Raw genomic sequence first — 15348 nt, 5'->3', positions numbered from 1 at the left:
TGCCGGTCTCTCTGTTGAGCTTAGCGATGGAACACCGTGAAGCGCTCGTCGCGCTGAGACAATTTCTTGCCACCCAGATCCTCGGTCAGGAAAAACTGATCGACCGACTGCTCATCGCCCTGCTGGCCGACGGCCACCTGCTGGTGGAGGGCGCGCCCGGCCTGGCCAAGACCAAGGCGATCAAGGATCTCGCCGAAGGCGTCGAAGCGGAATTCCATCGCATCCAGTTCACCCCCGACCTGCTCCCGGCGGACATCACCGGCACCGAGATCTACCGCCCGGAAACCGGCAGCTTCGTCTTCCAGCAGGGGCCGATCTTCCACAACCTGGTGCTGGCCGACGAAATCAACCGCGCCCCGGCCAAGGTCCAGTCGGCGCTGCTTGAGGCCATGGCCGAGCGCCAGGTCTCCATCGGCCGGCGCACCTACGAGCTGTCGCCGCTGTTCCTGGTGATGGCGACGCAGAACCCGATCGAGCAGGAAGGCACCTACCCGCTGCCGGAAGCCCAGCTCGACCGCTTCCTCATGCACGTGAAGATCGGCTTCCCGGACGCCTCGGTGGAACGCAAGATCCTCCAGCAGGCCCGCGGCGAGGCGCTGCACGGCGAGCAGCGGCCCGAGCAGCGGGTGAGCCAGCAGGCGATCTTCGCCGCGCGCAAGGAAATCCTCGGCCTGTACATGGCCGATGCGGTGGAGGAATACCTGGTGCAGCTGGTGATGGCCTCGCGCACGCCGGCGCGCTTCGACGCCGAGCTGGGCGAGTGGCTGGCCTACGGCGCCAGCCCGCGCGGCTCGATCGCCCTCGACCGCTGCGCGCGCGCCCACGCCTGGCTGGCCGGCCGCGACTTCGTCAGCCCGGAGGACATCCAGGCGGTGCTGTTCGACGTGCTGCGCCACCGCCTGATCCTCTCCTTCGAGGCCGAGGCCGCCGGGATCGATCAGGACCGGGTGATCCAGCGCATCCTCGACGTGGTGGCGGTGGCCTGAATGCAGGCAGCCAGAAGTCTGGAGGGCGTGCGCGTGAGTCTCGCCGAACTGATCGAGATCCGCCATCGGGTGCGCGAGCTGCCGCTGTTCTCCACCCCGGCGAAACGCAGCCTGCTGATCGGCATGCATCACTCCAAGCTGCGCGGGCGCGGCGTGGATTTCGACCAGGTGCGCGTCTACCAGGCCGGCGACGACGTGCGCAACATCGACTGGCGCGTCACCGCCCGCACCCAGGAGCCGCACACCAAGCTGTTCCACGAGGAGCGCGAGCGGCCGATCTACATCCTGGTGGAACAGAGCCGCCAGCTGTTCTTCGGCTCCGCCCGTTCCTTCAAGTCGGTGCTCGCCGCCGAGGCCGCGGCGCTGATCGGCTGGGCCGCCCTGGAACACAACGACCGGATCGGCGGGCTGGTCTTCGGCACCAGCGAGAACCACGAGATCAAGCCGCGGCGCAGCAAGCAGAGCCTGCTGCAGCTGCTCAACCGCCTGGTGCGAGCCAACCAGGGCCTGAACGGCCAACTGCCGATGGAGCCGGACAGCCTCTGCCTGGGGCTGCGCCGTGCCCGCGAGATCCTGCGTCCGGGCAGCCTGGTGGTGGTGATCTGCGACGAGCGCGCCCTGTCCGACACCGCCGAGCAGCAGCTGCTCCTGCTCGGCCGGCATTGCGAACTGCTGCTGCTGCCGCTAGCCGACCCCCTCGACCATGCCCTGCCCGCCGCCGGCCTGCTGCGCTTCGTCCAGGACGGCGCCCAGCTCGAGCTGGACACCCACGACAGCGACCTGCGCCAAGCCTACCGCGAACTCGGCGACCGCCGTCAGGAGCGCTGGCAACGCCTGGCGCTGCGCCTCGGCGCGCTGCTGCTGCCGCTCAGCACCCAGTTCGACCTGATCGACCAGCTGCGCGAACAGCTACAACCCCGGCGGGCATGATGAGCACGAATCCGCTGGATCAGCTGGAACCCCTGATTCCCCCGCCGGCCGTGCCCTGGTGGCCGCCCGCCCCCGGCTGGTGGCTGCTGGCGCTGCTCGGCACGGCGCTCCCCGTCGGCCTCTGGCTGCTGCGCCATCGACTGCCGCGGCGACGGCCCGCCCCCCCGCCGGCGCCGACCCTGGACTCGCAGCGCCAAGCCGCCCTCGACGAACTGGTGCAGCTGAGCAGGCCCTACGACATGCCCGCCGGACCCTGGCTGCAGCAGCTAAACGCGCTGCTGAAAAGGCTCTGTCGCGCCCATTATCCGGACGCCAACAGCCATACCCTGAGCGGCCGCGCCTGGCTGGCCTATCTGGACAGCCGCTGCCCGGCCGCCGGCCTGACCCGCTGGATGATCCTGGTGGAAGGCGGCTATCGCGCCGAATGCCGGCTCGACGACAAGGCCATCGACGGCCTGCAGCAGGCCGTGGAAATCTGGATAAGACGGCATGTTTGAATTCGCCTGGCCCTGGATCTTCCTGCTCGCTCCCCTGCCCTGGCTGCTGCGCGTCGTGCTGCCGGCCGCCGACAGCGGCGAGGCGGCGCTGCGGGTGAGCTTCCTGGCGGAGCTGGAAAGCCTCAGCGGCCGCCGCGCCCGCCTGCGTCTGCCGAGCTGGCGGCAACAGGCGCCGTTCGTGCTGATCTGGCTGCTGCTGCTGATCGCCGCTGCCCGTCCGCAATGGGTCGGCGAACCGCAGCCGCTGCCCACCAGCGGCCGCGACCTGCTGCTCGCCGTGGACGTTTCCGGCTCCATGGAGTACGCCGACATGGACTGGGAAGGCGAACCCATCGGCCGTCTCGAGCTGGTCAAGCGGATGCTCGGCCCGTTCATCGAGGAACGCCGGGGCGATCGCGTCGGCCTGATCCTGTTCGGCAGCCAGGCCTATCTGCAGGCGCCGCTGACCTTCGACCGCAGGACCGTGCGCACCTGGCTGGACGAGGCCATGATCGGCATCGCCGGCAAGAACACCGCCATCGGCGACGCCATCGGCCTGGCGGTCAAGCGCCTGCGCACGGCGGAAAGCCGCGTGCTGGTGCTGGTCACCGACGGCGCCAACACCGGCGGCGAGATAGACCCGCTGGTCGCGGCGCGACTCGCCGCGCAGGAAGGGGTGCGCATCTACACCATCGGCATCGGTGCCGATCCCCAGCAAGGCGGTCTGATCGGCCTGCTGGGCATGAACCCCGGTCTGGATCTGGACGAGCCGACGCTGCGCGCCATCGCCGGCCAGACCGGCGGGGAGTATTTCCGCGCGCGCTCCCGCGAAGAGCTCGACAGCGTCGGGGAGGCTCTGGATCGCCTGGAGCCCATCACCCAGCAAAAGACCCTGGCGCGCCCGGCCAAAGCCCTCTACAGCTGGCCGCTGGCCGCAGCCCTGCTGCTCAGCCTGCTGCTGATCGCCCGTGATCTCTGGCCACAACGCCCGCGTTGGCCGGCCTCCAGGAGGCGCCGATGAGCGAACTCTGGCCGCACTGGCAGCGCCCTTTCTGGCTGCTGCTGCTCCCCCTGCTCGCCTGGCTGCTGTGGAAACTCTGGCATCGCCGGCGCCGCACCGGACGCTGGGAGCTGCTGCTGCCGCCGGTTTTCCAGGCGGCGCTCCTGCGCCGGGTCGGCAGACGCGGAAGCCGTCTGCCCTGGATCGCTCTCGGCCTGGCCTGGCTGATCGCCCTGCTGGCCCTGCTCGGCCCCAGCTGGCAGCGGATCGAACAGCCCACCGGCAAACGCGCCGATCCTCTGGTGGTCCTGCTCCAGATGACGCCCAGCATGCTCGCCGGCGACGTCGCTCCCAACCGCCTCGAGCAGGCCAAGCACAAGCTGCTCGACCTGCTCGCGGCGCGCCAGGAAGCGCAGACCGCCGTGGTCGTCTACGCCGGCAGCGCTCATGTCCTGGTGCCGCTCTCCGACGACCTGGGCACCACCCGCAACCTGCTGGACGCCCTGCAACCTTCGATCATGCCGACCGCCGGGCAGCGCGCCGACCTCGCCCTCGACAAGGCCCTGGCCCTGCTCGATCAGGGCGCGCGAGGCCAGTCCGGGCGGGTCCTGCTGATCGCCAGCGCGCTGGACGAAAGCGAGCGCCGCGGCATGGTCGAGCGGCTCGACGGACGCGAGGAACGCCTCGATATTCTCGGCATCGGCACCCCCCAGGGCGCGCCCGTCCCCCTGGCCGACGGCGGCTTCCTCAAGGACGAGCAGGGCACGATCCTGCTGCCGCGCCTGGACAGCGCCGGTCTCGCCCGAGTCGCCGGCAAGCTGGGCGGCCGCTATCAGACCGCCAGCCTGGATGATCGCGATCTGCGCCAGCTGCACCTGCTGAGATCGCCGCATCAGCTGCATCAGGACAGCGAGACCAGCACCCTGAGCACCTGGGCGGACCAGGGGCACTGGCTGTTGCTGCCCTTGCTGCTGCTCGCCGCCTGCGCCGGACGGCGCGGCTGGCTGCTCTGCCTGCCCCTGCTGCTCGTCCAGCCCCAGACCAGCCATGCCTTCGAATTCGCCGATCTCTGGGCACGACCGGATCAACAGGGACAACGCCTGCTGACAGAAGGACGCCCGAGCGAGGCCGCGAGCCGTTTCGAGAACCGCCAGTGGCAAGGGCTGGCGCTGTACCAGGCCGGCGACTATGCCGCGGCCGCCGAGCGCTTCGCCGAGGGCCGCGACGCCGCCGCCCACTACAATCGCGGCAACGCCCTGGCCCGCGGCGGCGAACTGGAGGCGGCGCTGGACGCCTATGCGCGCGCCCTGGAGCTGCAGCCCGATCTGGAGCCGGCAGTGCAGAACAAGGCCTTGGTCGAGGAACTGTTGCGCCAGCTGGAACAGGCCCAGGCATCACAACCCGGCGAGCGCACCGAGCAGACCGAGCCCGGCAACGATGCAGCATCCGAGGAGACGGACGGCCAGTCCCCTAGCGCCCTCGCCGGTACCGATCAGGAAACCCCGACCGAGCCGTCGTCTCAGTCCGTCGCCCGGCAGGGCGACGCCCTTTCCGCGGCGGCCGGGCCCGAAGACTCCGGCGAACCGGCCAAGCCCGGCATCGAGCCGGCGGGCGACGCCCTGGAGGAGCTCGGCGAGGAGCGCCGCCAGGCGCTCGAACAATGGTTGCGCCAGATCCCGGATAATCCCGGCGAACTGCTCCGACGAAAATTCTGGTACGAACAGAGACAGCATCAGGAAACCACTCAATGATTCGCCTGCTTTGCGCCCTTCTGCTCAGCGCTCTGGCCTGGCAGGCCAGCGCCGATGCGCTCCTGGCCCGCGTCGACCGCACTCGCCTGGATGCCGGCGAGTCCATCGAGCTCAGCCTGGAAAGCAGCGATCCCACCCTGTTCGGCAAGCCGGATCTGACTCCGCTGCACGACCTCTTCGAAGTGCTCGGGACGCGCCAGGTCAACAGCCTGCACAGCCAGGAGGGCCAGGCCGACACCAGCACGGCCTGGATCATCACCCTGCAACCGAAGCAGCACGGTTTCCTGGTGATCCCCCCCCTGCAGGTCGGCGATCTGCAGAGCCAGCCGATCACCCTGTATGTGCGGGAGGGGCCGGCGACCGGCAAGGCACAGCTCGACCCGGTATTCATCGATGCCAGCCTGAACCGGGAGAGCATCTACGTCCAGGCTCAGGCCATCCTGACCCTGCGCGTCTATCATTCGATCTCGCTGTACGACGACAGCAGCCTCACTCCGCTGCAGATGGCCGATGCGCGCATCGAGCAGATCGGCCAGACCCGCACCTACGAGACCACGATCAACGGCGTGCGCCATGGCGTGATCGAGGTCCGCTATGCCCTGTTCCCCCAGCGCAGTGGCGAGTTGAGCATTCCTCCCCTGGTCTTCAACGCGACCGAGGTCAGCCAGGATCAGGGACAGGACGGCGAATCCCCCTTCGGTCCGCGCCCCGGGCGAGCGATCAAGGTCGAATCCCCACCGCTCGTCCTGCAGGTCAAGGCCAAGCCGGCCGCCTACCCGGCCGATGCGCCCTGGTTGCCGGCCCGGTCCCTCAGTCTCAGCGAAAGCTGGAGCCCGGAGCCGGATCAGGCCCGGGTCGGCGACTCGCTGACCCGCAACCTGCTGCTCAAGGCCGAGGGCCTGGCTGGCGTCCAGTTGCCGCCGCTGAGCACGGCTCAGGTCGACGGCCTGCGGCGCTACCCCGAGCCACCGCAGATGCATAACGAAATCGGCGAGCGCGGCCTGATCGGCAGCCGGGAAGAACGGGAAGCGCTGATCCCGACCCGCGACGGGCGGATCGAGCTGCCGGCACTGGAGATCCTGTGGTGGAACACCGTCACCGACCGGCTCGAACGGGCCACCCTGCCGGCGCGCACCCTCGAGGTGGCGGTGAATCCCAATCTGTCCCTGGATTCGCCTTCGGCCGCCTCGGCGGCATCGGCGAGCCTTTCCCGGCATAAGCTCTGGCCCTGGCAGCTGGCGAGCGGTCTGCTTCTCTGCACGACGGTGCTCGGCTTCGGCCTCTGGTGGCATGCCCGTCGCCAACCCGCGGTTCTGCCCACCATGGCCAGCGGACCGAGCCCGCGAACCCTGCTGGACGACCTGCGCCGCGCCTGCCTGGCCAACGATACCCAGGCCACCCGCCAGGCCCTCGATGCCTGGGCCCGCCAGCAACCGGAAACCCTCGCCGATATGGCCGCCCGCTTCGTGCCGCTGTCCGACGCACTCGACGGCCTGAACGGCGCCCTGTACAGCGCGAGCGGCCAGCATTGGCAGGGCGAGGATCTCTGGCAGGCGATCTGCGATCTGCCACCGGCGCAGGCGACCGACCGGGCCAAAGAAACGAGTGCGCTGCCGCCCCTCTATCCCCGCTGAGGAACAGCGAAACGGCAACGGGGCGAAATCCGTCTAGCCGCAGGGCGCGTGGTCGAGGCCGGCCTGCAACTGCAACCAGAACGACTGGCGAAAAAAAACCGCGCCCCCCTGGGGTCGCGGTTTTTTGGGCTATGCAGTCGAAGCGATCACTTCACCAGCATGGCACCATTTTCTTCCAGACTGACGTGCCAGCTCAGCGCTTCGCTCAGGATATGCGGAGTCTGACCGCCCTTGGCGCAAGCACGCTCGAAGTAGTCGTTCAGCGCAGCGCGATAGTCCGGGTGCACGCAGTTGTCGATGATGGCACGAGCACGCTCGCGCGGAGCCAAGCCGCGCAGGTCGGCCAAGCCGATCTCGGTGACCAGGACATCCGCGTCGTGACCGGTATGGTCGACATGGCTGACCATCGGTACCACGCTGGAGATCGCGCCGCCCTTGGCGGTGGACTTGGTGACGAACACGGCCAGCTGGGCGTTACGGGCGAAGTCGCCGGAACCACCGATACCGTTCATCATCTTGCTGCCGTTGACGTGAGTGGAGTTCACGTTGCCGTAGATGTCGAATTCCAGCGCGGTGTTGATGCTGATGGTGCCGAGACGGCGGACGATTTCCGGCAGGTTGGAGATTTCCTGCGGACGCAGCACCAGCTTGTCCTTGTACGCGTTGATGTTGCCGAACACACGCTCGCCGCAGGCGGCCGAGACGGTGATGGAACTGGCCGAGGCGAACTTCAGCTTGCCGGCCTCCAGCAGCTCGAAGGTAGAATCCTGCAGCACTTCGGAGTACTGGACCAGATCGGTGAAGGGCGATTTCACCAGACCGCTGGTCACCGCGTTGGCGATGGTGCCGATACCGACCTGCAGCGGGCGCAGGCTGTTGGGCATGCGGCCAGCGTCCACTTCCTGCTTCAGGAAGGCGATCAGGTGATCGGCGATGGCCTGGGTTTCCTCATCCGCCGGCAGGGCATTGGACGGGGAGTCGCGCAGCTCGCTGAAGACGATGCCGACGATCTTCGAAGGATCGACGGCGATGGCCGCGCTGCCGATACGGTCTTCGGCTTTCAGTACCTTGACCGGTGTGCGGTTGGGGCGCTCTTCCGGGAGGTAGATGTCGTGCAGGCCCTCGAAATCGGTGCTCAGGGTGGTGTTGATCTCGACGATCACCTGCTTGGCGAATTGCACGAAGCTAGCCGAGTTGCCCACAGAAGTGGTGGGAACGATGTGGCCTTCCTCGGTGATGGAGACAGCCTCGATCACCGCGATATCAGGACGCGGAATCTGGTGGGCACGCATCTGCTCGACGGTTTCCGACAGATGCTGGTCGATGAACATCACCTTGCCGTCGTTGATGGCCTTGCGCAGGGTGGTGTCGACCTGGAACGGCAGACGGCGAGCCAGAGCGCCGACTTCGGTCAGCTTCTTGTCGATGTCGTTGCCCAGGCTGGCGCCGGTCACCAGAGTGATTTTCAGCGGATTCGTCTTGGCCCGCTCGACCAGGGCCAGCGGGACGGCCTTGGCTTCGCCGGCACGGGTGAAACCGCTCATGCCGACGGTCATGCCGTCCTTAATCAGAGATGCGGCTTCATCAGCGCTCATCACTTTGTCTAACAGGGAAGACAGCCGAATTCTATCTTTATACATATACACATCTCAGATTAGTGAAACGGTGGTCCGAGTGTATCGCCCCGGAATCCCCCGAACTACCGACAAAAGTCGAATGATCGATGCCTATTCTTAGTTCGTTTCTAAATGGCGAACCGCGACCTCGCGAGTGTCGGATTCCCTGGAATACCCCCAGGGAACCGCTCGGTCAGAATCGCACGCCCGGACCGCATCAAGCCTGAATGAAGTCAGGCCAGACTCTTGCTCACCACTTCATACACGTCACTGGACAGCGAGCCCGAGACGAGGATGCGCTCCAGCTCCGCCTTCATCAGCGCCTGACGGGATAGGTCGTACTTGCGCCAACGGGTCAGCGGCGCCAGTTGGCGCGCGGCGATCTGCGGGTTGAGGGCGTTCAGCATGATGACCTGATCGGCGAGAAAGCGGTAGCTCTCTCCGTCGTCTCGATGGAAATTGGCATGATTCTGGTTGGCAAAGGCGCCGATCAGCGCGCGCACCTTGTTCGGATTCTTGATCGTGAATGCCGGATGCTGCATCAGTGCCCGCACCCGCTCCAGGCCACCGGGCAGCGGGCAACCGGCCTGCACGCTGAACCACTGGTCCATGACCAGCGGATCGTCCTTGAAGCGGTCGGCGAACAGCGCCAGGCCTTCGGCCTTGGCCTCCTCGAACGGCGAGTTGACCAGCACGGCCAGGGCGGCCAGCCGTTCGGTCATGTTGTCGGCCTCCCGGTACTGTTCCTGAGCGGCCTCCAGCACCTCGGGCTTCTCGCTGAGCATCAGGTAGGACAACGCGATGTTCTGCAGACTGCGACGGGCGAAGTGTTCCGCGGTGGCGACGTAGGCGCTCTGCCGCGAAGCCTGGCGATTGGCCTGGTAACGCTGCCAGAGCGGCTCGAACAACGCCTCGGCCAGTTCCCGGCGGGCGAATTCGCGGGCGGCATGGATGGCGTCGACATCGGCCACTTCGCTGATCTCGATGAGATAGGCCTCGCCCGGCAGGGAGAGCATCTCGGCGACCATCGCCTGGTCCAGACCGTCGTTCTCCAGCACGCTCTTCAGCGCCGCGACCAATCGCCGATCCAGCACCATGGGCTCGCCGCGCTGCCGCTGGCCGATCAGCTCCTGCAGCACCTGCACGGCCAGCTGCTGACCGGCCTCCCAGCGGTTGAAGCCGTCGGAGTCGTGCTGCATGAGGAACATCAGCTGGTCACGGCTATAGGGGAAGCTCAGCTTCACTGGTGCGGAGAAGCCGCGCAGCAGCGAAGGCAGCGGCTGCTCGGGAATGTCGACGAACGTGAAGGACTGCTCGGCTTCGTTCACCGCCAGCACGCGGCTGGTGCCGCTCGCGGCGGCCTCGCCGGCAAGACGCAGTGGCAGCTCGCGACCCTGCCCGTCCAGCAGAGCCAGATCGACCGGGATCACGAAGGGCTCTTTATGCGCCTGGCCGGGGCTCGGCGGGCAGAGCTGGCGAAACGTCAGGGTGAGGGTCTTGGCCTCGGCGTCGTACGCCGAGCCGACTTCCAGCCGTGGCGTGCCAGCCTGGCTGTACCAGCGCTTGAACTGGGCCAGGTCGACGCCATTGGCATCCTCCATGGCCTTGACGAAGTCGTCGCAGGTCACCGCCTGGCCGTCGTGGCGCTGGAAGTACAGGTCGGAGCCCTTGCGGAAGCCCTCGGCGCCGAGCAGCGTCTGGATCATGCGCACCACTTCGGCCCCCTTCTCGTATACGGTCAGGGTGTAGAAGTTGGAGATCTCCATGTAGGCATCTGGGCGCACCGAGTGGGCCATGGGGCCGGCATCCTCGGCGAACTGGTGAGTGCGCAGGTAGGCCACGTCCTCGATGCGCTTGACCGTCGGCGAATTCATGTCGGCGCTGAAGCCGGCATCGCGGAAGACCGTGAAGCCTTCCTTCAGCGACAGCTGGAACCAGTCGCGACAGGTCACCCGGTTGCCCGACCAGTTGTGGAAATACTCGTGGGCGACGATCGCCTCGACCCGCTGGTGGGCGGCGTCGGTGGCGGTCTCGGCCTTGGCCAGCACGGCGCTGGAGTTGAAGATGTTGAGCCCCTTGTTCTCCATGGCGCCCATATTGAAGTCGTTGACTGCGACGATCATGAAGATGTCCAGGTCGTACTCGCGGCCGTAGGCCTCCTCGTCCCAGCGCATGGCACGTTTGAGGCTGTCCATGGCGTGCTGGCACTTGTCGAGGTTCTCCGGCTCGACGTAGATGCGTAGCGCCACTTCGCGCTGGCTCATGGTGGTGAACTGGTCTTCGACGCACCAGAGGTCGCCGGCGACCAGGGCGAACAGATAGGCCGGCTTCCTGAACGGATCCTCCCAGGTGGCCCAGTGCCGACCGTTGTCCTCGCTGCCGCTGGTGATCGGGTTGCCGTTGGAGAGCAGCACCGGGTAGCGCTGCCTGTCGGCGCTCACCGTGGTGGTGAACTTGCTCATCACGTCCGGGCGATCGAGATAGTAGGTAATCTTGCGGAAGCCCTCGGCCTCGCACTGGGTGCAGAACATCTTGCCGGACTTGTACAGGCCCTCCAGGGCGGTATTGCTTTCCGGGTGAATGCACACGCTGGAGTCGATGACGAACTCGGCGCTGTCCGGCTGCAGGGTCAGGTGACGGTCATCCAGCAGGTAATCGTGGGCGCCGAGTTCGCGATCGTTGAGGCGGATCGAGAGCAGCTCCAGCTGCTGGCCGTCCAGCACCAGCGGCGGCAAGCCGCTGCCCCGCGCCGGATTGCGGCGCATCACCAGTTGCGCATGGACCAGGGTACGATCCTCGTGCAGCTCGAAGGTCAGGTGGGTCTCGTCGATCAGGTAGTCCGGCGCCTGATAATCCTTCAGATAGATGGTTCTCGGCTGTTCGGTGCGCATCTTTCAGCTCCATTCAACGCCCTCTCCCGCTGGGACGAGGGATGGGTGAGGAGCAGAGGCGTAACGGGCCGGCAGTCCCGCCCCTCTCTCCCAGACCCTCGCCACAGGGCGAGGGAGCAAAAACTAAGCGGAAACCGCCAGTTGATAGGCGGTGTACTTGCGGATGTTGATCACGCCGGTATCGAAGATCAGGTACTGGCCCTTGATGCCCAGCAGGGTACCTTCCACCACGGGCGTCTTGTCCAGATCGAAACTGGCGATCTTGCTCGGATAGACCTCGACCGGATAGCGAATCTCCATCGTCTCGGCATCGGCCAGCAACTGGATCGCCTGCAGGCCGAAACGCCGCTGCAGGGCTTCGAGCCCTTCCCGGCAACCGTCGAAGAGCTGCTCGCGCACCGCGGCCAGATCCACCGGCACGGCATCGCCCTTGAGCAGCGCACGCCAGTTGGTGCGATCGGCGACTTGGCTGCGCAGCAGGTCCTCCACCAGCCCGGACTGCTGGCGGGTGGCGACGCGCAGGATCGGCAGGGCCTGGCTCGCGCCCTGATCGAGCCAGCGGGTCGGCAGTTGGGTGGCGCGGGTGATGCCCACCTTGATGCCGGAGGAGTTGGCCAGGTAGACGACATGGTCGGTCATGCAGAACTGCTCGCCCCACTGCGGATCGCGGCAGGTACCGAGTTCATGATGGCACTTCTCCGGGCTGACGATACAGCTGTCGCACTGCGGCAGCTTCTTGAAGCAGGGATAGCAGTAGCCCTGGCTGAAGCTCTTGTTGGTCCGGCGTCCGCAGTGGGTGCAATGGATCTCGCCGAGGTACTCCAGACGCAGGGACTTGCCGATCAGCGGATTGACCGGCACCTCCTCCTCGCCCAGGCGAAAGGCGTATTGCACCGGATCGCCCAGGCGCACCGCCATCTTGTTCAGGGCACCGCGCCCGAGCTCAGCCATCAATGCAGGGTATCCGAGGACTTGAACAGCAGGTTCGGGATCGGCTCGGCGTGGGAGCCGCAGTGCTGCTCGCCCATGTAGCCGGTGCGCTGATCCTCGGGCAGGTTCTGGATCTCCCAGGCGATCATCGCCTGCAGGCTCAGCTCCTTCTGCTCCTGGGTCAGCTTGCGGCCATCCGGCCACTTGCCGATCTCCACGGCCAGCTTGAGGTTCTGGTAGATCTCAGGGGTGATGTTCTCGATCATTTCCTTGAAGGACGGCATGGGGCAAGACTCCCGACTGGATTCAAGCTGGCATTCTACCCCATGCGACCGGGCCTGCCATGCTCAGTGCCCTCGGCGCGCCCAGGCGCCGCCCACTGCTCCGGTCAGGCAGCCGGCGAGCAACCCGCCGACATGCGCGGCGTTGGCGATGGTACCCAGCCCCAGCACGGTGACCAGACCGGAGAGACAGACCAGCAGCCAGACCAGCATCATCACCACCACGCCCGGCGGAAGGCGATAGGCCGTACTGGGCGCGAGCTTGTGATAGATCCAGCAGTGCCCGAGCAGGCCGTAGAGCACGCCGGACAAGCCGCCGAACAGCGCCGAGCCGCCGACCAGGTATTGCGCCAGATTCGACACCAGGCCGAACAGCAGCGTCAGCGCCAGCAGCACCAGGCCGCCCTGCAGGGCTTCGATGCGTCGCCCCAGCTCCCAGTACCAGAGGGTGTTCATGGTCAGGTGCAGCCAGCCGAAATGGATCAGCATCGGCGTCAGCAAGCGCCACCACTGCCCGGCATGGAGACTCTCCTGCAGCGGCACGAAGTAGAGGTAATCGCCCTGGATGCGGAAATCCTGGAAGCTCAACCAGCGGATGGCGTCGAAGTTCTCTCCGAGTCCGGTCAAGGCCGCGACCGCCAGGGTCAGCAGCAGCATCAGCGCGCAGAGCGGGCGGCGGCGCAACTGACGGAAGAAGGTGTCGGTTTCCCGCGGCGGCTCGAGCGACTGGAAGCGAGGATTGCCCTGCGGGAAGCGCGCGTAGAGTTCGCCCACCTCGACCGCCAATTGCTGGTCCGGCACCCAGAGCACCTGATCGCCGCCGTCGAGGCTGACCCGATGGGGCACGCTCAGGTTCCGCAACAGGGCGACGAAGCCGCTCAGGTCCGTGCCCTGCGGCAACCGCAGGACCTCAATCGCACCATTCATGGGGACTCTCCGGACGCTCCACGTCGACCCAGACGAACTTGCCCGGGTCGAGCCGGGTCTCCTGATCCAGCCGGTAGGCCAGCAGCTTTCCGTACATCACGGCGCTGTAGTCGAGACACGCCAGGTTCGGCCGGATCAACGCCGGATGGCCTTGGCGCCAGTAGTGGCCGACGAACAGCGGCGGCTCGTCCGAACCGTACGACAGCAGCTCGGCCTTCTGCAGCGGGGGCAGCGGGGTCTGCGCCACCTGCACGGGCAGGGCGTCCGGCTGGAAGACGATGTCGCCGTAGGTCTGCGGATCCTCCTCCCAGAACTTGCTGCGGAAGAAGGCGCGGGTGAAGCCGTCCCGGCTGGTCATGGTGAGCCCCCGCGGCAGGCGTATGTTGATGCCGCGCAGCAAACGGTCGAAGACCTGGGTGGCGAAACTGCCCGGGTGCGCCGCGGCAAGCAGGAAGGGCTCGTCGATCCGCCCCTCCGGATAGCGCCGGCGCACGGCATCGATCAGGCTGGTATCCCAGCAGGCGTGCACCACGCGGAAACGCTCGGCGTCGAGGAACAACGGCAGCCGGTAGAACCAGGCGAGAAAATCGTGCAGGTCGGCCGGATGGTCGGCGAACTGGTCGAGGGTCTGGCGCAGTGCCCGTTCGTGCCTGGGCGTGCGTTCGCGCACGTATTTCCGGGCGCTGTCCGGCGGTGCCGGGGTGGACCAGGCCAGCAGGTTGAATTCGTGGTTGCCCATGATGCACAGGGCCTGATCCGCCTCCACCATGTCGTGGACCAGATGCAGGGCTTCGCGGATGCGCGGGCCGCGATCGACGATATCGCCGAGAAAGATCACCTGGCGCCAGGGATGACGCCAGACTCCCCCCTGCCGGCGGTAGCCGAGACGCTCGAGCAGCGCCTCGAGCGTGCGGGCGCAGCCGTGCACGTCACCGATCAGGTCATAGCTGCGCGCGGGGTCCGCCAGCATGCTCAATCACCCGCCCCGAGACGGCTGCCCCAGCCCAGCTTGGTCCGGCAGATCTCGTAGTAGCTGTGATCGAGCGGATGGATCAGCTGCAGCTTCTGCGGTTTCTTGCGAATGGTGATGATGTCGCCCGGGGAGCAAGTGAAATGATTCTGCCCGTCGCAGGAAACCTGGGGATAGATCTGCATGTTCGGTGACACCACGACCTTCAGCTCGCTGTTGCCATCGACCACGATGGGCCGGCTGGACAGTGTGTGCGGATACATGGGCACTATGACGATGGCATCCAGCTTCGGATGCATGATCGGCCCGCCGGCGGACAGGGCGTAGGCGGTGGAGCCGGTGGGCGTGGCCACGATCAGGCCGTCGGCCTTCTGGCTGCAGACGAAGTGACCGTCGATGTACAACTCGAATTCGATCATCCGCGTCGACTTGCCGGGATGCAGCACCACGTCGTTCAGCGCATCGCCCTGGCCGATCGGCTCGAGCTTGCGCCGCACCTGCGCCTCCAGCAGGAAACGGCTCTCGACGCTGTACTGGCCCTCAAGAACCTCCGCCACCTTCACTTCCAGCTCGTCGGGACGGATGTCGGTGAGAAAGCCCAAGCTGCCGCGGTTGATACCCAGCACCGGCACCCGGTAACGGGCCAGGGCACGGGCCGCGCCGAGCATGCTGCCGTCGCCACCGACCACGATGACCAGATCGCAGACCTCGCCCAGTTGCTTGCGCGAGGAAACCTGCAGGCCGTGCCCGGGGAGGACCTCGGCGATGCTCTCTTCGAGGATGACGTGCAGATGCCGGTCGAGCAGGAATCTCTTCAGCCGTCGAATGGTCTCCAGCGCCTGGGAGCTGCCCAGACGGCCGATGATGCCGATATTGCGAAACTGCTCCATGGGACTCCTGCAAAGGGGCTGACGGCTAAGTTGAGCGATTATGGGCGAAAGCCGGGCAGAGCGGCA

General features: G+C 66.6%; 13 protein-coding genes. 6 read left to right on the top strand and 7 right to left on the bottom strand.

Features of this window, described 5'->3' with window-relative positions; genetic code table 11:
• Positions 1-26 precede the first annotated feature (26 nt).
• Genes ACFOJE_RS15115 through ACFOJE_RS15090 form a run of 6 tightly spaced genes read left to right on the top strand, consistent with a single transcriptional unit; the run spans position 27 to position 6777 of the window.
• Entirely contained in the window at positions 27-986 is a 960-nt protein-coding gene (locus ACFOJE_RS15115; RefSeq protein ID WP_377815287.1) for an AAA family ATPase, read from the top strand.
• Positions 987-1916, top strand: coding sequence for a DUF58 domain-containing protein (locus tag ACFOJE_RS15110; RefSeq protein ID WP_377815286.1), 930 nt, complete (start codon positions 987-989; stop codon positions 1914-1916).
• A complete protein-coding gene (locus tag ACFOJE_RS15105; protein WP_377815285.1) occupies positions 1913-2413 on the top strand; it encodes a DUF4381 domain-containing protein in 501 nt (166 codons plus the stop codon). Before ACFOJE_RS15110 ends, ACFOJE_RS15105 begins: the two co-directional genes overlap by 4 nt.
• On the top strand, positions 2406-3413 hold the full coding sequence (locus ACFOJE_RS15100) for a VWA domain-containing protein (protein WP_377815284.1): 1008 nt from the start codon (positions 2406-2408) through the stop codon (positions 3411-3413). The genes ACFOJE_RS15105 and ACFOJE_RS15100 overlap by 8 nt, the downstream gene beginning before the upstream one ends.
• The gene (locus ACFOJE_RS15095) at positions 3410-5143 is read left to right on the top strand and encodes a VWA domain-containing protein (RefSeq protein WP_377815282.1); all 1734 of its coding nucleotides are present in this window, start codon (positions 3410-3412) and stop codon (positions 5141-5143) included. The genes ACFOJE_RS15100 and ACFOJE_RS15095 overlap by 4 nt, the downstream gene beginning before the upstream one ends.
• Positions 5140-6777 (top strand): BatD family protein, encoded by a 1638-nt coding sequence (locus tag ACFOJE_RS15090; RefSeq protein WP_377815280.1) that lies wholly within the window; start codon positions 5140-5142, stop codon positions 6775-6777. Before ACFOJE_RS15095 ends, ACFOJE_RS15090 begins: the two co-directional genes overlap by 4 nt.
• A gap of 146 nt (positions 6778-6923) precedes the next feature.
• Here ACFOJE_RS15090 and ACFOJE_RS15085 read toward each other — a convergent pair whose 3' ends face one another.
• The 7 genes from ACFOJE_RS15085 to ACFOJE_RS15055 all read right to left on the bottom strand — a co-directional run bounded on the left by ACFOJE_RS15085 (position 6924) and on the right by ACFOJE_RS15055 (position 15282).
• On the bottom strand, positions 6924-8417 hold the full coding sequence (locus ACFOJE_RS15085) for an acetyl-CoA hydrolase/transferase family protein (RefSeq protein ID WP_377815279.1): 1494 nt from the start codon (positions 8415-8417) through the stop codon (positions 6924-6926).
• A gap of 209 nt (positions 8418-8626) precedes the next feature.
• The gene (gene pepN, locus ACFOJE_RS15080) at positions 8627-11284 is read right to left on the bottom strand and encodes an aminopeptidase N (RefSeq protein ID WP_377815278.1); all 2658 of its coding nucleotides are present in this window, start codon (positions 11282-11284) and stop codon (positions 8627-8629) included.
• A gap of 123 nt (positions 11285-11407) precedes the next feature.
• Complete coding sequence (locus tag ACFOJE_RS15075; protein WP_377815277.1) at positions 11408-12235, bottom strand: DUF2797 domain-containing protein; 828 nt, start codon at positions 12233-12235, stop codon at positions 11408-11410.
• On the bottom strand, positions 12235-12498 hold the full coding sequence (locus tag ACFOJE_RS15070; RefSeq protein ID WP_377815276.1) for a YeaC family protein: 264 nt from the start codon (positions 12496-12498) through the stop codon (positions 12235-12237). The genes ACFOJE_RS15075 and ACFOJE_RS15070 overlap by 1 nt, the downstream gene beginning before the upstream one ends.
• 63 nt (positions 12499-12561) lie before the next feature.
• Entirely contained in the window at positions 12562-13422 is an 861-nt protein-coding gene (locus tag ACFOJE_RS15065) for a rhomboid family intramembrane serine protease (RefSeq protein ID WP_377815275.1), read from the bottom strand.
• The gene (locus tag ACFOJE_RS15060) at positions 13406-14389 is read right to left on the bottom strand and encodes a metallophosphoesterase (RefSeq protein ID WP_377815499.1); all 984 of its coding nucleotides are present in this window, start codon (positions 14387-14389) and stop codon (positions 13406-13408) included. Before ACFOJE_RS15060 ends, ACFOJE_RS15065 begins: the two co-directional genes overlap by 17 nt.
• Before the next feature lie 5 nt (positions 14390-14394).
• On the bottom strand, positions 14395-15282 hold the full coding sequence (locus ACFOJE_RS15055; protein WP_377815274.1) for an NAD(+) kinase: 888 nt from the start codon (positions 15280-15282) through the stop codon (positions 14395-14397).
• Positions 15283-15348 lie beyond the last annotated feature (66 nt).

The organism is Azotobacter bryophylli (genome assembly GCF_042643485.1).
Taxonomy (GTDB): Bacteria; Pseudomonadota; Gammaproteobacteria; order Pseudomonadales; family Pseudomonadaceae; genus Azotobacter; species Azotobacter bryophylli.
Note: the sequence above shows the minus strand (reverse complement) of the source record. Positions and strands in the feature narration are given on the sequence as shown.